The following is a 20,355-nucleotide window of genomic DNA, read 5'->3' on the forward strand; positions in this document are numbered from 1 at the left end:
GTGGGAAATGGGGAGCTTTCCGGATGGTTACGCGGGTCGAATCAGGACACGATCGATACATACCGAATCGAACGCCTGAATCGACCCGCTACCGAGGAGACAACCGAGATGTCCCACAACACTTTTCGCGTAATCGCCACTGCCGCCATGGTCGGCGCCATCGGATTCAGCGGCGCCGCACTGGCATCCGCGGACACCATCGTCAAACCCGGCACCGAGAAGGGCGCCTACTGCACGGTGGTGGACGAGGACGGCGCCGTCAGCCACCTCCAGACTCCCGCTCAATGCCTGCAGGCCCAGGTTGCGACCAACATCGCAGAACGCAAAGCCGCCGCCGAGGAGGCCAGGAAAGAACGCGCCGCCGAGCGCAGAAACTAGGCTTGCTGCACCCGGGGAACCTGGAAGCTGAGGGCTTCTGCACCTTGGGGGCTGTCGCAAATGAGGCCCCTGGAAGCTACGGACTGCCATGTCCGAGGACCGTCGCAATTGACAGCTACCGCAGCTGAGACCCGCATGACCTGAGGGCTTCTGCGCCTGAGGGCTATCGCAACTGAGGGCTGTCGCGACTTAGCGCTATCGCACCTCAGGACCGTCGCAACTGAGCTCTGCCGCAACAGAGAACCGTAGTACCGCGGCCCATCCGACACCGTCTCGGCGGGCCCTCTGGGTGAGGGCATGACTGTAAGCGGCGCATGTGTTGCTCTGTGCCGCTTACAGTTCGGTGATCCTCGGTTCGATCCGCAGCTCTTGGGCTACGGCTCGGGTTCCCCGGGGCCCGGCTTCTGGGGTCCGGACCTCCCAGTGCCAGGACTCCCAGGTCCGGGCCTCCCAGGTTCGGGATCTTCGGGTTCTCGGTACAGGAATTCTTGTGGGTGGTGGTAGTGATTGACCATGCCGCGGCGAGTCGGGTCGACCGCTTCGGGTGGGTGCCACAATGTTCGCCCGGCTTGTGGATGATTCGGGCCTGCAGTGGTTGTCGCCCAATCGTTGGGGCCGTCGCCGACGAGGGGATGATGCCGGTCGCATCCGAATGTCAGCGAGTCGATATCGGTGTCGCCGCCTTTGTCCCACTCGGCGATGTGATGGACTTGGCTCCACGTCGCCGGGCGGGTGCAGGCGGGGAAGCTGCATCCGCGGTCGCGGGCGATCAGCACGATCCGTTGATCGGCCGAGGCGATCCGTTTGGACCGGCCCAGGTAGAGGGCTCGGCCGTCGTCGTCGAACACCGCCAGGAACTGGTGCGCATGCGAGGCCATCCGGATCGCATCCCGCATGCTCACCAACGATCCGGTTCCGGTGACCGCATGCCCGGACGCCGACTCCAGATCCGCGGCGGTCATGCTGATGACCGCGGTCACCGGCAGCCCCCGATGCCGGCCGAGGCTCCCCGACGCCAGCATCTGCCGCATCACCGCTTTCATCGCATCGTGATTGCGTTGCCCCTGCGTTCTGATATCACGCCCGGCGCGGCGCCTCTCGTCCTCGCTGGTCACCCGATCCCGAGCAGCAGCATCGGTCCCGGCATCGTCAGGCCCGGTATCTCCCGGCCCTGTGTTTTCCGGCCCTGTGTCTTCGGGCCCGGTATCTCCCGGCGCTGTGTTTTCCGGCCCTGTGTCTTCGGGCCCTGCGTCTTCGGGCCCTGCGTCTTCGGGCCCTGCGTCTTCGGACGCAGGGTCTTCCGGCGCAGTGTCCTCAGGCACAGTGTCCTCCGGGCCGAACAGTGTCGGATCGCTGCTATCGGAGCCGCCGGTCCCGCTCGGGCTACCGCCACCAGTCCCACCACTGCCACCGCCGCTGCGAGTCCCACCACTGCCACCGCCGCTGCCAGTCCCACCACCGCCGCCACCGCCACCGCCACCAGTCCCACCGCCGCCACCGCCACTGCTGCCGGGTTCGTCGGCGACAGGTTTCGGCTCATCCGGGTTGCACTGCCCGGGCCGGGCGAGCTTGGCCAGCAACGCCTCCAGGTAGGCACGGAATTCCGCGTCGATGACGAAGCCACCTTTGCTCAACCCGTCCTTGCCTTGCTGCCCGAGATGGAAGTAGCACTTCCGCGACAGATCCGTGTCATCGTCGAGTTCACCGTCGGGATCGAGCAACGCATGCAGCCGCGCGGCCGCGACCCGAAGCTGCTCGGGCGAAAGTTCTTTCGCGAGAGTGCCCAGCAGCGTCTCCGACTGCACCTTCGAATCGTGATCGATCGCCTCGGGCAACTCCTTGAAGAACTCCTCGACCACGCTCACATGCGCGGCATCGATCTCACCGGCACGATGCGCCTGCGCGGTGGTGGGAAACACCGGCTCCAACCGCTCCCCTGTCATCGCACGCCGCGCCGACATCTTCGCCGCGATCTTGATGCGTTTACCGGCAACACCGGGATCGATCCGCAGCAGGCACGCCAAACGAGACGGATTCGCTCGCTCCGGCAGCACCGCCAACCCGTCGCCCTCGATCAACTCCGTCAACCACGTATGCGAGGTCCCGTACATCGCCCGCGAGAGCGTCTCCATCCGCACCAACACCGCACGCCGATCCGCATCGGTCAACGCCCACGTCTCGACATCCGCGACCGCAGCCCACGCCGCCTCCATCGACTCGACCGCATCACACAGGGAAGGATCCGAAATGGGCAGCACGCCACGCGAACCCACCCCCATATCGTCGACCAGATCGGCGACACTCTCCCCCGAAAGCATGCCCCAATCCTATCCCACAAACCTCCATCTGTCGAACATCAGTTCGAATATAATTTTCAACCAAGAGGTTCACCGCATCGACGAACAGCTCGGTGCAGCGCCTCCGAGTGCACGATCTCGCTCGAACTGAAACGGCGTCCACGCCGAGTACACCTGCGGGAATACCGATTTCGACGCGATCCGGGCTGACCGATCACCGGGTGCGGCGCCGACATCGACATCGACATCGACATCGACATCATGGCACTGAAATTTCGCACTCCACGCACGGTCGTCGAGATCTCCATCGCAGTTGCAGGGCAGCAGGATTCGAGCCGAACACTGTCGATCCGCCGACACCTGCCATCTACATCGCGTCACCTAGGCGGCGCCAGTACCCATCACCACGACGACACCCATCACCACCACAACACCCATCACCACGACGACCGAGCGTCAGACGGAGACGACCTGCCGACTTGCCTTCAACTCGATGGTCATTTCGCGCGAGGTGGGCACCGATTCCTGATCGACCCATTGATCGCTGTCCCACAGTCCTGATCGCTGAAAAGCCTTGGGGCAGTGCGCGAAGATTTCGTCGATCTCGACGACGAGAGCGAGTTTCGGTCGCGCCTCGGCACCTTCGAGCAGATCCAGGACCTCCGGCGACACCGTCAGCGATGCCCGTCCGTTGACCCGTACGGTGTGCGACGCGCCCGGTACGACGAACAGCAGGCCGACGTGCGGGTTGCCGAGGACGTTGCGGAAATTGTCGACCCGCCGATTGCCCGGCCGATCCGCGATGGCGATGGTCCGGTCGTCGAGATGCAGGACGGCGCCTCGGGCGTCCCCGCGGGGACTGACGTCGCACGTTCCATCTGCACCCGACGTCGCGAGCAGCATGAATCGTGCTTCGTCGAGAAAGGCACGGACCGCGGGAGTGACGACGTTGCCGACCTTGGTGACCACCAGCTCCGACGGCTCTCCGACCAGATCCTCCAACTGCGACACCGAGGAGAGGACATGGGCAAGAGCGGCATCACGGAGCGTCGACATGCAGTCCACCCTAGTGCGGGAATACCGACGGACGGATTCTGTTACACATGGCATAGTTGAAGCGTCAACTAAGAACCGAAGGAGTCCACGATGCCCGCCGTGACTGTCGACAACATCCTTTCCCTTCCCCGAATCCCGTTGCCCGACGCGTCGGCGACCCCTCGGCCGGTCAAGACCGTCACCACGGCACCGACCGGCTACGAGGGCGAAGGATTCCCGGTTCGCCGTGCTTTCGCAGGCATCGACCTGCCTGCTCTCGACCCGTTCATCCACATGGATCAGATGGGCGAGGTGAATTACGCGCCGGGCGAGCCCAAAGGCACTCCGTGGCATCCGCACCGCGGGTTCGAGACCGTCACGTACATGATCGACGGGATCATGGAACACCAGGATTCGCACGGTGGCGGCGGCATCATCAGTGGCGGCGACACACAGTGGATGACGGCCGGAGCCGGAATCCTGCACATCGAGGCTCCGCCGGAGCATCTCGTGCAGTCGGGCGGACTGTTCCACGGTGTGCAACTGTGGGTCAACCTGCCACGCGACAACAAGTTGGCATCGCCGCGCTACCAGGACATCACCGGGAACAAGGTGGCGTTGCTGTCGAGCGACGACGGCGGGGCGCTCGTGCGCGTCATCGCAGGCGAGGTCGCCGGCCATCACGGCCCTGGCTCGACCTACACCCCGATCGCACTCGCGCACGCCACCGTCGCACCGGGAGCATCGGTGTCACTGCCGTGGAACCGGGACTTCAATGCCCTCGTGTACGTCCTCGCCGGTGCGGGAACGGTCGGCGCCGACCGCCGTCCGATCCACATGGGGCAGACGGCTCTGTTCGGCCGCGGCGACACCATCGAGTTCACGGCGTCGGATGCACCCGATTCACGCAGTGAGTCGTTGGAGGTCTTCGTGCTCGGCGGCAAGCCGATTCGTGAGCCCGTCGCCATGGCGGGGCCGTTCGTCATGAACACCAAATCCGAGGTGCTCCAGGCGTTCGAGGACTACCAGGCCGGCCGGTTCGGTGTGGCTGCGCCGCCCGTGCACGAGTAGCGGCCGGCTCTCACTCCGCGCTCACGGGCGCCAGCCGCCCCACGGCGCGCATCGGCAGATCCAGCCACGTCGGCCGGTTGCGCGCCTCGTACACCGCCTCGTAGACGGCCTTGTCCAGCTCGTATGCGCTGAGCAGGGCCGCTTCGTTGCGCGGATCCGTCCCGGACACCTCGGCGTATCCCTGACAGAAGGCCGCCGAGTTCCGCGCCGCCCACCCCGATGCGCGGGCATAGGTCTCCTCGGTGACATCCGGGTCGCCGAGCAGAAGGTGATGCGCCGCGTAATCGAACGACCGCAGCATTCCAGCGATGTCGCGTAGCGGACTGTCCATCTGCCGACGTTCTTCGAGCGGCTTGGCCGGCTCTCCTTCGAAGTCGATCAACAACCACGTCGACGGCGTCCGCAGAACCTGCCCCAGATGCAGATCGCCGTGGATGCGCTGGACCGTCGTCGTACCGGCGCTCTCCGCCCGGGCGATCAGCTCCCGCGCGGCAGGTAGATGGTCTGTCAGCGCCGGGACCACCGCTGCGGCACTCTCGACACGTTCGACGATCTCGTCGACGGCCTCCGACGCCGCAGCACGCTCTGCAGTGCCCAGTTGCCCCGCCAGATCTGCGTGCACGTGCGCGACCGCGGCACCGAGCTCGCGTGCCTCGTCGGCGAAGTCCGAATCCATGTCCTCGGGCGGGCGATCGGATGCCAACAGGTCGCGCACACTCGCCAACGCCGTGGTCCATCCCTCGGCGGAGTTCGCCGCGAAGTCCTGTGCCATGCCGAGCATCGAGAGTCGGCCGCCACTGCCGGTCTCCATCCACGCTCGCAGCGGAGCGACGTACGTACACCCCGTCTCCGCGAGGGCACGGTGAAGCTCGATGTCCGGATTGACGCCGACGGCGACCTGCCGAAACAGCTTGAGCAGCAGCGCTTCACCCAGAATCACCGACGTGTTCGACTGCTCGGCACCCAGCACTCGCCCGGCCATACCCGCGTCGACACCTGCCCCGGGGACAGTGCGGAAGTCGATCGAACCGATCGACCCTGCCGAGGCCAACGCGTCCGAATACATCGCGATGATCTCGGGATCACGCAAACCGTCGTAGACGAAGAGACTGCCGGGAAGCGGTACCTGCCACGGCAGCAGCTCCTCGACCGGTTCGGCGCGGACCCCGAGGGGCACCTGATACTGCTGGACGAGGCCACCGGCAAGTTCGACGTCGACGAGCAGGTGCACGGCATCGACTCCGTGGCGCGACCCGAGATGCACCCGACTCGCAGCACTCACTCCGAGTACAGCAGAACCCTTCGCCGCGAACCACCTCTGCTGCGGAAGCCAGGAAACCAGCGCCACCTCCAGCAGTGCCGTTTCAGGGAGTGCCGTTTCACGAGATTCGGCATTGACGTCCGCACTGTCGGTCATATCGAGTTCTCTCGCCTCCGCATGTCGCCGCGTCCGATTGACTGTATCCACCCAGCAACTCTTCTCGCTCGGTGAGCACACGTCCGTCTACCCGAAACTGTTCGTCTCACACCTCGTGGTCATTCGTCGCGCGAAAGTTATACGACCCTCTGCGTCCCGCACGGGCGCCTCGTTAGAGTGGAGCCATGCCCCCTCCCATTCCTCACGTATATATCCACCGGGCGGGCGATCGTCTGAAAACCCGTGTGGCGTGGCTCGACTCGAAGCATTCGTTCTCCTTCGGCCAGCACTACGATCCGGACAACACCCACCACGGCCTGCTGCTCGTCAACAACGACGACATCGTCGCTCCTGGGCAGGGTTTCGACTCGCATCCACATCGCGACATGGAAATAGTGACGTGGGTCATGAAGGGGTCACTGGTCCATCAGGATTCGATCGGACACTCCGGCGTCATCTATCCCGGTCTTGCGCAGCGTATGAGCGCAGGCCGAGGAATCATGCATTCGGAGAAGAACGATTCGTGGCGCATGACGGGCGAAACACACCACGAGCCGGTCCGATTCGTCCAGATGTGGGTCATGCCGGACACTCCCGGAATCGACCCGGGGTACGAGCAACTCGAGATCGACGACGAATTGCTGCGCGGCGGACTGGTTCCCGTCGCGTCGGGCATGAAAAAACATGCAGGGCAGTCCGCGATCTCCATCTCTCAGAAGTCGGCGGCCCTGCACGCGGCACGATTGCAACCCGGTCGCCCGATAACCGTTCCGGAAGCGCCCTACGTGCATGTTTTCGTGGCCGAAGGGACCGTGCAGATGGAAGGCGTCGGCGAACTCTACGAGGGCGACGCCGTCAGACTCAGTTACTCTGGTGGACAACGCATCCAGTCCTCCGAGCCCGCCGAGGTACTGATCTGGGAGATGCACGCGCGGCTGGGGCAATGACCAGCCGCGTTCCACCGCGACATCGATCATGATTCGCGATCGAGCACTACGACGTCCCCCGCTGGCCTAAGCTTCGAGCACTGGTCACCGCACGCATCGGAGGGGTCCGCCGTGTCAGACAAGCCGCCGTCAGAACAGCCGCCGGAACAGCCGTCGGATCAGCCACGCCAGAACCAACCGCCCCAGAACCCACCGCCCCAGAACCCACCGCCAGGGAACCAACCGCCCCAGGATCCGCAGGGCGGTTATCCCCCTGGTCAGACTCCTCCGGGTCAGTATCCCCCGGCTGGTCAGTACGCACAGCCCGGTGGATACCCGCCCCCCGGTCAGTACCAGAGTCCCGGTCAGTACCAAAGTCCCGGTCAATACCAAGCTCCTGGTCAGTACCAGGCCCAGAACGCCACGCCTCCGAACACCGCGCCCCAGAACACCGCGCCCCAGAACACCGCCGGGATCATTGCGCTGGTTCTGGCTATTCTGGCGTTCCTGACGAGTTGGACGATCGTCGGCGGGATCATTCTCGGGCTGCTGGCGGTGGTGTTGGGTTTCGTCGGTAGGTCGAAGTACAAGAAGGGTGCGGCCACCAACGGGACGGTCGCGCTCGTCGCGATCATTCTGGGGTTCATCGCGGCGATACTGTCGATCGTGCTGGTCGTCATCGGGATCGGGATCTTCGCCAATTCGGGTGGCAAGGATTTCACCGACTGCATCAGCAAGGCGGGCACCAACCAGCGTGAACAGCAGCGATGCGGTGAGGAATTCAAGCGTGACATCGAGGACCGGTACTCGATCACGATCGACCCGACGTGAACCGGTCCGACTCCCAGCTCGTTCACAGGTTTGTCCCAGCTTCACCGGAGGGAGCTGCAGCAGCATCGTCGGTATGAACAAAGATGTCGAACGCAGCCGCTCGCGAGTCAGCCGTAGGCGGGCGATGGCCCTGGGCGGCGGCGTGAGCCTCGCCGGGCTGGTCGCCGCCTGCACCGGCAATTCGAACTCCACCTCCAGCACCGCCGCAACAAGCACAGCCGCATCGAGTACAGCCACATCGAGTACAGCCACGGGCTCCGGCGACGCGTTCACCGCACTGTTGAACGAAGCCCCTCAATGCTTGATGACGACGGAGGAGACCCAGGGCCCGTACTGGTTCGACGTCGATTCCATCCGTAGCGACATCCGTGAAGACCGCCCGGGCACCACGTTCGAGCTCGCTCTACGCGTACAGGACCTGAACAACTGTGCTGCCGACGGCACCGCCAACGTGATCGGCAACGCCGTCGTCGAGATCTGGCACTGCGATGCAGGCGGGGTCTACTCCGGCTTCGAATCCGGCTCGACGGCCGCGGACATCGGCGGCGGCGGCGCTCCCGGCGGCATGGGCACACCTCCCGAAGGCGGCATGGGCATGCCTCCCGAAGGCGGGATGGGCACGCCTCCCGAAGGCGGTCCCGGTGGACAGGGCGGGATGGACGGAATGGGCGGGATGGACGGGATGGGCGCGTCGGGTGAGACGTCGGACGGTTCGTACAGCTCCGGTGACTCCGAATCGGCCACCACGGACGATGGAACCTACCTGCGCGGCGCGCAGACGACCGACGCCAACGGAATCGCCAAGTTCACCACTGTCTTCCCCGGCTGGTACGTCGGCCGCACCACACACATCCACCTCAAGGTGCACATCGACAAGAAGACGGTGCTCACCTCGCAGCTCTTCTTCGACGACGCCGTCAAGGCCGAGATCTATGCGACGTCCCCGTATTCGGATCACGCGGGCTGGGAGTCGAACACCCAGAACTCGAACGACAGCATCTACGACGACACCGGCCTCGTCAGCGTGCGCACGAGCACCGACGGATACATCGGGGCCGTCAACCTCGGCGTCTCGGTCTAGCCCAGAACTACTGCACCGCGGCGACGACCACCTGGTTGCCGCCGCGGTGTTTTGCCTCGTACATGGCCACGTCCGCCCGGCGGATCAGATGCGTCACCGTCGTCACGCTGTCGTTCCGGACAACACTGTCGTTCCGGATGGCACTGTCGTCCCGGATGGCACTCTCCCCCTTCGTGACACGTGCGCCGCTCGTGCCGGGGGCGGAGGCGACGCCGATGCTGACGGTGAGTGGGGAGTCGTCGTGCGAGGCGTACAGGCGTTTGCGAAGCCATTCGGCCACCGAGGCCGCCTGCTCGGCGGGCATTCGTGCCACGACGGCGAACTCCTCACCTCCCGTGCGTGCAACGAGGACGTCGTCGATCCGCAACCGGTGAGCGATCAGCCGAAGAGCGCGGTCGCCGCCCTCGTGCCCGAATCGATCGTTGATCTGTTTGAATCGATCGACGTCGATGACCATGACGCTCACCGGTGAATCGTCCACCAGGAACCGCGGCAACTCGTCGTCGAGGCCGCGCCTGTTGTGCAATCCCGTCAACGGATCGAACATCGCTCCATGTGCGTCGATACGCAGATTGAGCAACACCGACTGCAAGAACACCGGTGTCGAGAACATCACCGGCAGAAACACCACGAGCTGGGACCATGTGAGTCCGTGATCTTCCGACGGCGAATGGAGGATGAGTGCGAGCAGGGTCGTGACGGTCACCGCCGACCAGGCGAGATGCGCGACGAGCACTCTCGGACCATGGAAGACCTGCACGTAGACGCCGGTCGTCGCGAGCAGTACGCATCCGGGGAACGACACTTCGATCGACCCGTAGGACAGCAGCGCCAACGTCGTTCCGATGTCGGCGTACACCACGAACAGCAGGCTTTGCCGCTCGCTCGGCCACGGCCCTCTCAGCCAGAGCGCTCCGACCAGGAACGCCGACGTGGCGCCGACGAAGATTACGAGCGTACTCAGTTGCGATCTCGGCGGCACGAACGTCAGGTAGGCGGTGACCGCGGCCAGCCCGTAACAGAAGCAGCTGATTCCGACGCCGACACGGTAGGCCGACAGGGCGCCGTGGGATTCGAAGTAGCGAACCATCCAGCTGTACCCGGCGGGCTGGTGCCACCATCTGCGCAGAAACGTCACATCGTGCGCCTTCCACGCCATCCAACTTCGACTTCGGCCCGTTCGACGAGCAGACCGTGTGGTCGCTTTGACCGACTCTACCGCCCGTCACCCACGTAGGTCCCGCTGACGGAACATCGATGTTCCCGCTGTGAGTGCAACCAGTGCCACCGCGGTGAGCCACACCAGCGATGTCACCGAAACCTGTCCGCCTGGCAGGTGCGGCAGATGCGTGAACGGGGACAGATCGAGAACGGGCTGCGGGAGTCCGATCACCGTGCCGACCTGCCCGAGCAGTACGCACGCGGCAAGTACCGCCCACGCAGCGCTCGTCCAGCGGGGAATCGCCCCGAACAACAGGACGGTCACCCCGGCAAGCACCCACACCGCGGGTAGCTGACTCAGTGCGCCGCCGAGTACGCCCGGCAGCACCGAACCGAGATCTCCGACGCCGAGGCCGTAGGTAATTCCCGTCGCGAAGCCCACTACCAGCATCGCGACAGCCGAGCCCACGAGCGCGTACAGCAGGTGCGTCGAGAGCCAGCGAATCCGTCCGACGCTTCCGGCGAGTATCGACTCGGCGCGCAAGCTCTCCTCCTCGGTGTGCGCACGAAGAACCGCGGAGATCGCATACGCGGCAGCGCCGATTCCGAGAATGCCGATCACCGTCGCGACGAAGGACGCGGTGATCGACGACGTGCCACCGAATCTCGCGAGAGCGTCGGTGATCGCCTGACTCTCGCCCAACTGCCCGCTGACACCGTCCGCCGCACTTCCCAGCACCAGCCCGAACAACCCGAGCCCGACGGTCCACGCGATCAGCGGCCCGCGTTGCTGCCGCCACGCCAGTGAAAACACACCGCTGAGCGAGAACACACCACCGGGCGAGGCGCCTGCGGGGCCCAGCCTGTCGGCCACGAGGCCGCCGCCGAGGTCGCGTGCACCTGCAAGGGCGAAGGACACCGCGATCGTCGACGCGGCCGCGACGAGAAGCGGCGCCGCAACCCACCATCGCTCGCCGGCGAAGGGCCGGATCTGTGCCGCCCACCCGATCGGCGAGAACCAGGACAGTGTCCCCGAACCTGCATCGCCGACCGCTCGCAGTGCGAACGCCGCCGCGAGAACCGACAGCGAGTAACCACGCGCGAGGCGGGCGCTCGACCCGATCTGCGCGGCGACGGCGGCAACGCCGGCGAACACGGCCCCGGACATGCCGATCGCCAGCCCGAAGGCGACACTGCCCGCGACTGCGAAGCCTGTGGCCACCAAGGACACCGCAGCGATCACCCCGGTTGCGGACACTGCGCCGACCGCGACGAGCAGGGCCGCCGCGAGTCCCGCATGACGTCCGACGGCCGTCGACCCCATCAGTTCGGTCCGACCTGCGTCCTCCTCGGCGCGGCTGTGCCGAATGACGGTCAGAATTGCCGCAAGCGGGGTCAACGTCAGCAGCAGTCCTGCGCGCCACGTCACGAGGGCACCGAGATCACTTCCGAAGATCGGGCCCACCATCGCCAACTCGGCAGGCGCGCGCAGTGTCGCCTCGTAGAAGACCTGCCGATCTGCCGCCGTCGGATACAGGCCCTCGAAACTGACCGCGTACAGCAGAGGCACCAGCCCGACGACCAGAATCCACAACGGCGCAACGATGCGATCCCTGCGGATGCAGAGCCGCACGAGACCCCAAATTCCGGTCATGACCCGGTTCCGTAGTACCGAAGGAACAGGTCTTCGAGAGTCGGCGGTGAACTGGTCAGATTGGTGATTCCGGCGTCGGCGAGCACGTGCATCAGCGTCGGCAGATCGCCAGCTTCGACGCGGCAGCCGACCGTGTTGCCGTCGACCGACACGTTCGTCACTCCCGGCAGCGAGGTGAGGTCGGCGGGGACTCGCTGCACCTCGGCCGTGACGGTCGTGTGCGTCAGGTGCCGCATGTCGGTGAGCGAGCCGCTGTCCACGGTTCTGCCGTCACGGATGATCGTGACGCGCTCGCACAGTTTCTCGACCTCGGACAGGATGTGCGACGACAGCAGCACCGTCGCACCCCGGGCCGACGCCTCGGCGACACAGTCGTCGAACACCTTCTCCATCAGCGGATCCAACCCGGATGTCGGCTCGTCGAGAAGGAGCAATTCTGCGTTCGACGAGAATGCCGCGACGAGAGCAACCTTCTGCCGATTCCCCTTCGAGTAGGTTCGCGCCTTCTTCCGCGGATCGAGCGCGAACTTCCCGATCAGCTCGGCGCGCCTGGACGCGTCGATACTGCCGCGCATGCGGCCGAGGAGATCGATGACCTCACCCCCGGTGAGCGACGGCCAGAGTGTGACGTCGCCCGGCACGTAGGCGAGGCGACGATGCAGTGCGACCGCGTCGGTCCACGGGTCGCCGCCGAGAAGTTCGACACGGCCGGAACTCGCCTTGACCAGACCGAGCAACACCCTGATCGTGGTGGACTTGCCTGCCCCGTTCGGTCCGAGAAATCCGTGAACCTCACCCTGCTCGACGTGCAGTTCGAGGCCATCGAGTGCACGGACGTCGCCGAAATTCTTCTGCAGTGCGCTGACGTGTACGACCATGGCGGGCTCCTGAGTCGAGAAGACCAGTTCCTGGAAGAAAGTGTAAAGATGGAAACCATGACAGCAGTGAGTTCAGGACAGGTGAATTCGGGAATCGACCTCAGTTTCACGGACGAGAGCACACGAGCGCAGGACGATCTGTTCGTCCACGTCAACGGCAAGTGGCTCGAGAACTACGCAATCCCGGCGGATCGGGCGGTGGACGGCGCGTTCCGCACTCTCTACGACAGGGCCGAAGAAGATGTCCGAACGATCATCCAGGAATCGGCAGCCTCCAATCCACCTGTCGGTACCGACGCCCAGAAGATCGGTGACCTGTACTCGAGTTTCCTCGACGCCGATGCCGTCGAAGAGGCCGGGCTGACACCCATCGCGAGCGAACTCGCGGCAGTCGCGGACGCAGGCGACCTCGTCACCCTCGCCGGGGTGCTCGGGCAGTTGCAGCGCACCGGTATCGGCGGCGCGATCGGCCACTACGTCGACACCGACGCCAAGAATTCCTCCCGCTACCTGGTCCACATATCCCAATCGGGTATCGGGCTGCCGGACGAGTCGTACTACCGCGAGGACAACTACGCCGAGATCCGGGCGAGCTACCTCGAACACATCGCGAAGATGTTCGCCCTCGCCGGGCTGTCCTACGACGCGCAGCGAGTGTTCGATCTGGAGAAGAAGCTCGCCGCTGGGCACTGGGACGTCGTCGCGCGTCGTGACGCCGAGAAGAGCTACAACCTGGTCGATTTCGACACCCTGGTGCAGAACGAACCCGGGTTCAATTGGACAGCGTGGATTTCCGGCCTCGGTGGTTCGACCGAGCAGTTCGCCGAGATCGTCGTTCGCCAACCTCCGTTCCTGTCGACGTTCACCGCACTGTGGGTGTCCGAGGACATCGAGGACTGGAAGGCGTGGCTCGCGTGGCGCATCGTGCACGGCCGTGCGCCGTACCTGACCGCCGCGCTCGTCGACGAGAACTTCGCGTTCTACGGAAAGACGCTCAGTGGCACCGAGGAGAACCGCGAGCGCTGGAAGCGCGGAGTCTCGCTGGTGCAGGATCTGCTCGGCGAGGCCGTCGGCAAGCTCTACGTCGAACGCCACTTCCCGGCCGACGCCAAGGCACGGATGCAGGAACTCGTCGCCAATCTTCAAGAGGCATACCGTCGTAACATCTCCGAGCTGGAGTGGATGAGCCCGGACACCCGGACGAAGGCGCTCGAGAAGCTCGACAAGTTCACCCCCAAGATCGGCTACCCGGACCGCTGGCGCGAGTACGACGCCGTCGACATCGACGCGGGCGACCTCGTCGGAAACTACCGCCGCGGATACGTCGCGGAGTACCAGCGCGATCTCGACAAGCTCGGTGGCCCGGTCGACCGCGACGAGTGGTTCATGACGCCGCAGACCGTCAACGCCTACTACAACCCGGGAATGAACGAGATCGTCTTTCCCGCAGCCATTCTGCAGCCCCCGTTCTTCGACTCGGGCGCCGACGACGCCGCCAACTACGGCGGAATCGGAGCCGTCATCGGCCACGAGATCGGCCATGGCTTCGACGATCAGGGCGCCAAGTACGACGGCGACGGCAACATGATCGATTGGTGGACCGATTCGGATCGCACCGAATTCGGCAAACGCACCACGGCGCTCATCGAGCAGTACGACCAGTTCGAGCCGAAAGCTCTACCGGGGCACAAGGTCAACGGAAAGTTCACGATCGGCGAGAACATCGGCGATCTCGGTGGCCTGTCCATTGCCGTCGCCGCGTACACGATCGCGTTGGAAGGCAAGGACGCGCCGGTCCTCGACGGGCTGACCGGTCTGCAGCGGGTGTTCTTCGGCTGGTCACAGGTATGGCGAACCAAGGCACGTGACGAGGAAGCGATCCGCAGGCTTGCGGTCGATCCGCACTCGCCGCCGGAGTTCCGCTGCAACGGAGTGGTACGCAATCTGGACAGTTTTCACGAAGCGTTCGATGTGAAGCCCGGTGATGCGCTGTACTTGGATCCGCAGGAGCGCGTCAAGATCTGGTAGCCGGGGGGGTGTCGGTGTGAAAGCTCGAATTCGGTGGCTGGCCGCGCACGGAGTGGTGCGTTTCGGTGCGTCCCGGGCGGCACGGCGCGGCGACCCGCAGGGATTGCTGGTCGCCGATCCGGTGACGCGCGCCGACCCTCGCGCCGTATTCGAGCGCATCCGCGCCTCGGGGCCGCTGGTGAAAACGTCGATCTCCACCATCACCGTCGACCATCGGGTAGTGCACGAGCTGCTGCGGTCGGACGACCTACGGGTCACCCAGCTGGGGGCGAACCTGCCAAGGCCGCTGCGCTACATCGAGAACAAGACTCGGTCCACGGCGCTGCATCCGCTCAAGCCGCCGTCGCTGCTGTCGGTGGAGCCGCCCGAGCACACCCGCTACCGCAAGCTCGTGTCCTCGGTCTTCACCCCACGTGCGGTGGGAAAGATGCGCGAGATGGTGCAGGAGAAGGCGGACAGTCTGCTCGACGAGCTTCTCGCGCAGACTCGGGCCGGCGGCACGACCGTCGACATCGTGGACAGGTACTGCGCGCAGCTGCCCGTCGCCGTCATCAGCAGCATTCTCGGTGTCCCCGACGGCGACCGGCAGCGTGTTCTCGAGTTCGGTGAGATGGCTGCACCGAGTCTGGACATCGGACTGTCGTGGAAGCAGTTCAACCGCGTCGAGAACGGACTGCGCGGGTTCGACGCATGGCTCGCCGGCCACCTCGCGGAACTGCGCCGAAATCCCGGTGACGACCTGATGAGCCAACTCATCCAGGCGGAAGACGGCGGCGTCGGGCTCAACGACGCCGAACTCCGCGCCACGGCGGGTCTGGTGCTGGCGGCAGGATTCGAGACGACCGTCAACCTGCTCGGCAGCGGGATTCGGCTGCTGCTCGATCACCCCGATCAACTCGCGATTCTGCAGCAGGACACATCGCTGTGGCCGACGGCGGTCGACGAGATGCTGCGTCTCGAATCGCCGGTTCAGCTCACCGCGCGGCTGGCCAAGCACGACGTGACGATCGAGGGCGTGCCACTGAAAGCAGGAGAACTGGTCGTACTGGTACTTGCCGGCGCCAACCGCGACCCCGCGGTGTTCGATGACCCGTATCGCTTCGATGTCAGGCGCGCGAACGCGGGCAAGCATCTGTCGTTCTCCGGCGGACGCCACTACTGCCTCGGCGCCTCCCTCGCCAAGGCCGAAGCGGAAGTGGGTCTGAAGACCCTGTTCGACCGATTCCCTCACCTGCAGTCCGCAGGCGAGGGAATCCGCCGCGACACCCGAGTCCTGCACGGCTGGGCGTCACTTCCGGTGGATCTGGGCGAACCTGCCGCTACAGGCGCTCACCCGTAGAAGCCGAGAAGAAGAACACCTCGTCGAGCTTCGGGACGAGGTGGACAGTCTCGGCCAACCCGATCGCGAGCTTGCGGTCGACCCGCACTGCAAGCCGGCCGTTCCGAATGGTCCAGTCCGATCCCAGCGGAGGCGCCCCGTACAGGAACGACTCGGCCCCGAGCTCCTCGATGAGTTCGACTGCGACGGAAACCGATCCGACGCCGTTCCCGACGAGATCCCAACTCTCGGAGCGGACTCCGACGGTCACGCGAGCTTCCTGCGTCGGAGCGGGGATGCGAACGCCGCCGACCACTGCCGCGCCGTCCACGACCGGGGCGTCGACGAGATTCATTCCGGGAGAACCGATGAAGCCTGCGACGAACGTGTTGACCGGGTTGTCGTACAGCTCCCGCGGCGATGCGATCTGCTGCAACTTCCCGTCCTTCAGCACCGCGACACGATCACCCATCGTCATCGCTTCGACCTGGTCGTGCGTCACGTACACCGTCGTCGTACCGAGACGCTTCTGCAATCCGGCGATCTGCGCGCGGGTACTGACGCGCAACTTCGCATCCAGGTTGGACAACGGCTCGTCCATGCAGAACACCTTGGGCTGACGGACGATCGCTCGCCCCATCGCCACCCGCTGGCGTTGCCCACCGGACAGTTTGCCCGGCTTCCGGTCGAGCAGCGGCTCCAACTCGAGCATCCTGGCGGCTTCGAGAACGCGAACTGCCGTGTCCGCCTTGTTCATTCCCGCATTACGCAGCGCGAATCCCATGTTGTCCCCGACGGTCATGTTCGGGTACAGCGCATAGTTCTGGAACACCATCGCAACGTCCCTCTCGCGCGGCGCGAGCGAGGTGACGTCGACGCCATCGATGTCGATGTGTCCGCTCTCCACCGATTCGAGACCGGCGAGCATCCGCAGGCTCGTCGACTTGCCGCATCCCGACGGTCCGACGAGAACGATGAATTCACCGTCGGTGATATCGAGTTCGAGGGTGTCGACGGCCAACGACTCGGCGCCCGGGTACCGGTGCGAGACCCCCGCGTAGTGGACGGCCGCCATTATGCCGGGAGCTTCGGGGTGATCTGGCGGTCGATGATCTGCTGCAGCTGATCCTGCACACTCGCGAACGTCGTTGCGACGTCGGCGTTCTGCAGCGCGATCTGCTCGAGCCCGGTGCCGATGATCTTGTCTCCGCCGGGAACGAACACACGCGCGTTGTCCTGCGAACGTGTCTTCGACAGCTGGTCGACGGCCGTCTTGGCGTTGGGGTTGGCTTCGAGGAACGCGATCTCGCTCGGGTCCTGCTGTGCGGACTTGCGCACCGGCATGTAGCCCGTGTTCTGCGAGAAGTACGCCGTGTTGGCACCGTTGGTGAAGAAGTCGATGAACTTGAGCGCGTTGACCTTACGCTCGTCGGAGATCTTGGCCGGGATGGCCAGGCCTGCACCGCCCGTCGGGCAGCCCGGCTGTCCGTCGGTCGAGGGCAGGAACGCGGTGCCGAACTCGAACGCGGCGTTCTTGGTGATACCGGACAGGTCACCCGTCGAGGCGATGGTCGAGGCGATGATGCCTGCGCCGAAATCGTTGGCGATGTCGTTGGACACTGCCGCGTACTTCTTGGTGTGGATCATGTCGGAGAGGAATTGACCTGCAGCAATGGTCTTGTCGTTGGTGAACTTCAGATCGAAGCCGTCGGAGTAGGACCCGCCGAAGGTCCAGATCGGGCCCTCGAACGTCCAGCCGAGGTAGTCCACCGCGTTGCCCCAACCGTGTGCGAGCTTGCCGTCACCGACGACGGCCTGAATGCGCGGGCCCCACTCGTCGAATTCCTGCCAGGTGGCGGGTCCGCGATCGGGAAGCCCGGCCTGCGCCCAGACTGCCTTGTTGTAGTAGAACAGCGGCGTCGACCGCGCATACGGAAGAGCCCAGTGGTTGCCGTTCCAGTTGTAGTCGGCGAGAAGCGAATCGACGTAGTCGCTCGAATCGACACCTGCGGCCGAGAAGTGCTTGTCGAGCGGCTCGATAGCACCGGTGAGCGCGTAGTTGAACCACCACACATCCGACAGCACGACGACGTCGGGCACGTCGTTGCCCGAGAGCGAGGCGTTGAACTTCTGCGAGACCTCCTCGTAGTTCTTGCCGCCGTCGATCAGGTTGACCGTCAGGCCCGGGTTCTCGGCCTGGAAACGAGCGATGAGTTCCTTCTCGTATTCCTGCGACTTGCCGGGGTGGCTGGACCAGAAGTTGATCGTGCTCGCGTCGCCCGTTGCCTCGGTTCCGGACGAGCTCGTTCCCGGACTGCTGCACGCTGCGAGGGCAGCGCCCGCCGCGAGAGTGCCGGTGAGCGTCAGGAATCCGCGACGATTGATGTTAGCCATGAGTGTTCAGTTTCTCCTGAGGGTGAGAGCGAATCAGCCTTTGACCGCACCGGAGGTGAGGCCTTTGATCATGTGGCGTTGCAGGGCAAGGAAAACGATGAGAATCGGGAGGATGGTCAGGATCGTCGCGGCCATCACTGCTCCCCAGTTGGTGTAACCCTCGCTGTTCTGGAGCAGGGTCAGCCCGACCGGAAGCGGTGCGACCGAGGAGTCGTCGGACATCAGGAACGGCCAGAGGTATTCGTTCCACTCGTTCACGATGGTGATGATCGCGAAGGCGACCATCGTCGGCCCCGACAGCGGCAGAACCACCCGGAACAGCAGACGTATCGGCCCCGCGCCGTCCATACGCGCCGCCTCGATGATCTCGGCGGGTAGCGACAGGAAATGGTTGCGCATCAGGAACGTCCCGAATGCGACCCCGGCGAGCGGAAGGATGATGCCCTGGAACGAGTTTCGCCATCCCAGATCCGAGATCAGCGAGTAGTTCGAGATGACCGTGATCTGGTTGGGGACCATCAGCGCCGCGATGATGACGAGAAACACGATGTTCTTGCCGGGAAAGCGCAGGAACACCAGCCCGTACGCGCTGAGCACCCCGAGTACGAACTTGATCGACGACGTCGCGGCCGTGATGATCAGCGAGTTGCGCAGGTAGGTGAAGAACGGAACCTCCGTCGTCGCCTCACGGTAGTTCTCGGGGTGGAACGAGCTCGGCCACCAGGTGACGGGCTGAACGTAGATGTCGCCGCGTTCCTTGAAGGACGTGATCAGAATCCAGAACAGCGGAAGTCCGATCATGAGCAGTACCAACACCATCGCCACATAACCGAATACCGTCGACAGACTGCGCTGGCGCTGCGGATCTCTCGGGACCGGTTGCGAGCGCTTGTCGACGTCCGGCTTCAGAGTCAATGTCATCGCTGATCATCCCGATCCATGATTCGTACCTGCACGAGCGTGATGATCAGCAGGACGACGAACATGATCGTCGCCACCGTCGCGCCGTAACCGGCCCGGAAGTTGCGGAAGGTCTCCTCGTACACCTGGAAGACCATCGTGGTCGTCCCGTTGCCGAGCGGTCCGCCGCGCGTCATCACGTTGATGATGTCGAAGACCTGCAACGAGTTGAGCAGTACCGTGATCGACAGGAAGAAGGTGGTCGGACGCAGCTGCGGCAGAAGCACTTTGCGGAACGTCGTCCACTTGCTCGCGCGGTCGATCTCCGCGGCTTCCATCAACTCCTTGCGTACGCCCTGCAGGGCGGCGAGGTAGATGACGAAGGTGTAGCCGAGGTTCTTCCACAGGTAGGTCACCGTGACCATGAACAACGCCCAGCCCGGGTCCTGGTAGAAATCGGGCGAGGACACGCCGATGCGCTGCAGAAGATCCTGTATCAGCCCGAAGTTCGGGTCGAAGACGAACTGGAAGGCGATGCCGATGGCGGCGCCCGAGATCACGAACGGTGCGAACACGGCGGATCGAACGAAGTTGCGTCCGCGCAGTTTTCGGTCGAGAAGCATCGCCAGGATCAGACCGAGGACGAGGCTTCCGACGACCGCCGCGATGGTGAAGATCACGGTGTTGGAGACGATCACCCACGTGTCGTCGCGCGAGAACCACTCGCGGTAGTTCGCGAGTCCGACGAAAGTCGATGTGGGAGAGGAGAGATTCCAATCGTAGAACGAGAACTGGAAGTTCTCCACGAGCGGCCGGTAGGTGAACACGGCCAGCAGCACGAGATTGGGACCGAGAAGAATCAGGAACAGTGCGTAGTCACTCCACGGCCTGCCGAAGAATGTTCTCCGGCCTGCCGTGGGCAGCACTCGTTCCGTTGTTGTACTCACTGCGGGGACTGTGCTCACCTACCGCGAACGGTAGGTGAA

17 protein-coding genes are annotated in these 20,355 nt (G+C 64.5%); 7 read left to right on the plus strand and 10 right to left on the minus strand.

Features of this window, described 5'->3' with window-relative positions:
- Window positions 1-108: 108 nt before the first annotated feature.
- Window positions 109-378, plus strand: coding sequence for a hypothetical protein (locus RY1_RS16175; protein ID WP_072804798.1), 270 nt, complete (start codon window positions 109-111; stop codon window positions 376-378).
- A gap of 374 nt (window positions 379-752) precedes the next feature.
- Here RY1_RS16175 and RY1_RS29415 read toward each other — a convergent pair whose 3' ends face one another.
- On the minus strand, window positions 753-2,696 hold the full coding sequence (locus tag RY1_RS29415) for an HNH endonuclease signature motif containing protein (RefSeq protein ID WP_084727469.1): 1,944 nt from the start codon (window positions 2,694-2,696) through the stop codon (window positions 753-755).
- A 435-nt stretch (window positions 2,697-3,131) separates the two neighbouring features.
- On the minus strand, window positions 3,132-3,731 hold the full coding sequence (locus tag RY1_RS16195) for an MSMEG_1061 family FMN-dependent PPOX-type flavoprotein (protein ID WP_072804801.1): 600 nt from the start codon (window positions 3,729-3,731) through the stop codon (window positions 3,132-3,134).
- Between the two features lie 90 nt (window positions 3,732-3,821).
- On the opposite strand from RY1_RS16195, the gene RY1_RS16200 reads away from it, so the two are divergent.
- Window positions 3,822-4,781, plus strand: coding sequence for a pirin family protein (locus RY1_RS16200; protein WP_072804802.1), 960 nt, complete (start codon window positions 3,822-3,824; stop codon window positions 4,779-4,781).
- A 10-nt stretch (window positions 4,782-4,791) separates the two neighbouring features.
- Here RY1_RS16200 and RY1_RS16205 read toward each other — a convergent pair whose 3' ends face one another.
- Complete coding sequence (locus tag RY1_RS16205; RefSeq protein ID WP_072804804.1) at window positions 4,792-6,198, minus strand: maltokinase N-terminal cap-like domain-containing protein; 1,407 nt, start codon at window positions 6,196-6,198, stop codon at window positions 4,792-4,794.
- Window positions 6,199-6,383: 185 nt separating this feature from the next.
- Between RY1_RS16205 and RY1_RS16210 the strand changes: the two genes are divergently transcribed.
- The 3 genes from RY1_RS16210 to RY1_RS16220 all read left to right on the plus strand — a co-directional run bounded on the left by RY1_RS16210 (window position 6,384) and on the right by RY1_RS16220 (window position 9,036).
- Complete coding sequence (locus RY1_RS16210) at window positions 6,384-7,145, plus strand: pirin family protein (RefSeq protein WP_072804805.1); 762 nt, start codon at window positions 6,384-6,386, stop codon at window positions 7,143-7,145.
- 111 nt (window positions 7,146-7,256) lie between these two features.
- Window positions 7,257-7,955, plus strand: a complete 699-nt coding sequence (locus RY1_RS30640; RefSeq protein WP_245819692.1) for a DUF4190 domain-containing protein — start codon at window positions 7,257-7,259, stop codon at window positions 7,953-7,955.
- 73 nt (window positions 7,956-8,028) lie between these two features.
- On the plus strand, window positions 8,029-9,036 hold the full coding sequence (locus RY1_RS16220; RefSeq protein ID WP_072804807.1) for a peptidase associated/transthyretin-like domain-containing protein: 1,008 nt from the start codon (window positions 8,029-8,031) through the stop codon (window positions 9,034-9,036).
- A gap of 7 nt (window positions 9,037-9,043) precedes the next feature.
- Here RY1_RS16220 and RY1_RS16225 read toward each other — a convergent pair whose 3' ends face one another.
- The 3 genes from RY1_RS16225 to RY1_RS16235 all read right to left on the minus strand — a co-directional run bounded on the left by RY1_RS16225 (window position 9,044) and on the right by RY1_RS16235 (window position 12,729).
- Entirely contained in the window at window positions 9,044-10,174 is a 1,131-nt protein-coding gene (locus RY1_RS16225; protein WP_245819694.1) for a GGDEF domain-containing protein, read from the minus strand.
- A gap of 87 nt (window positions 10,175-10,261) precedes the next feature.
- Complete coding sequence (locus RY1_RS16230; RefSeq protein ID WP_072804811.1) at window positions 10,262-11,851, minus strand: ABC transporter permease; 1,590 nt, start codon at window positions 11,849-11,851, stop codon at window positions 10,262-10,264.
- Window positions 11,848-12,729 carry an ABC transporter ATP-binding protein gene (locus RY1_RS16235; protein WP_072804813.1) on the minus strand — a complete coding sequence of 294 codons (882 nt, stop codon included), beginning with the start codon at window positions 12,727-12,729 and terminating at the stop codon, window positions 11,848-11,850. The genes RY1_RS16230 and RY1_RS16235 overlap by 4 nt, the downstream gene beginning before the upstream one ends.
- Before the next feature lie 48 nt (window positions 12,730-12,777).
- Here RY1_RS16235 and RY1_RS16240 point away from each other — a divergent pair, with 48 nt between their 5' ends.
- Together RY1_RS16240 and RY1_RS16245 are read left to right on the plus strand one after the other, a co-directional pair.
- Window positions 12,778-14,757: a M13 family metallopeptidase gene (locus RY1_RS16240; protein WP_072804814.1), complete on the plus strand. Its 1,980-nt coding sequence runs from the start codon at window positions 12,778-12,780 to the stop codon at window positions 14,755-14,757.
- 16 nt (window positions 14,758-14,773) lie between these two features.
- Window positions 14,774-16,096 (plus strand): cytochrome P450, encoded by a 1,323-nt coding sequence (locus RY1_RS16245; protein WP_072804816.1) that lies wholly within the window; start codon window positions 14,774-14,776, stop codon window positions 16,094-16,096.
- Here RY1_RS16245 and RY1_RS16250 read toward each other — a convergent pair.
- Genes RY1_RS16250 through RY1_RS16265 form a run of 4 tightly spaced genes read right to left on the minus strand, consistent with a single transcriptional unit; the run spans window position 16,077 to window position 20,295 of the window.
- On the minus strand, window positions 16,077-17,150 hold the full coding sequence (locus tag RY1_RS16250; RefSeq protein ID WP_072804818.1) for an ABC transporter ATP-binding protein: 1,074 nt from the start codon (window positions 17,148-17,150) through the stop codon (window positions 16,077-16,079). The genes RY1_RS16245 and RY1_RS16250 overlap by 20 nt on opposite strands.
- Window positions 17,150-18,469 carry an ABC transporter substrate-binding protein gene (locus RY1_RS16255; RefSeq protein WP_072804820.1) on the minus strand — a complete coding sequence of 440 codons (1,320 nt, stop codon included), beginning with the start codon at window positions 18,467-18,469 and terminating at the stop codon, window positions 17,150-17,152. The genes RY1_RS16250 and RY1_RS16255 overlap by 1 nt, the downstream gene beginning before the upstream one ends.
- 33 nt (window positions 18,470-18,502) lie before the next feature.
- Window positions 18,503-19,390 carry a carbohydrate ABC transporter permease gene (locus RY1_RS16260; protein ID WP_072804822.1) on the minus strand — a complete coding sequence of 296 codons (888 nt, stop codon included), beginning with the start codon at window positions 19,388-19,390 and terminating at the stop codon, window positions 18,503-18,505.
- Window positions 19,387-20,295: a carbohydrate ABC transporter permease gene (locus RY1_RS16265; protein ID WP_072804824.1), complete on the minus strand. Its 909-nt coding sequence runs from the start codon at window positions 20,293-20,295 to the stop codon at window positions 19,387-19,389. The genes RY1_RS16260 and RY1_RS16265 overlap by 4 nt, the downstream gene beginning before the upstream one ends.
- Between the last annotated feature and the right edge of the window lie 60 nt (window positions 20,296-20,355).

It is taken from the genome of Rhodococcus yunnanensis NBRC 103083 (genome assembly GCF_001895005.1).
GTDB classification, from domain to species: domain Bacteria; phylum Actinomycetota; class Actinomycetes; order Mycobacteriales; family Mycobacteriaceae; genus Rhodococcoides; species Rhodococcoides yunnanense.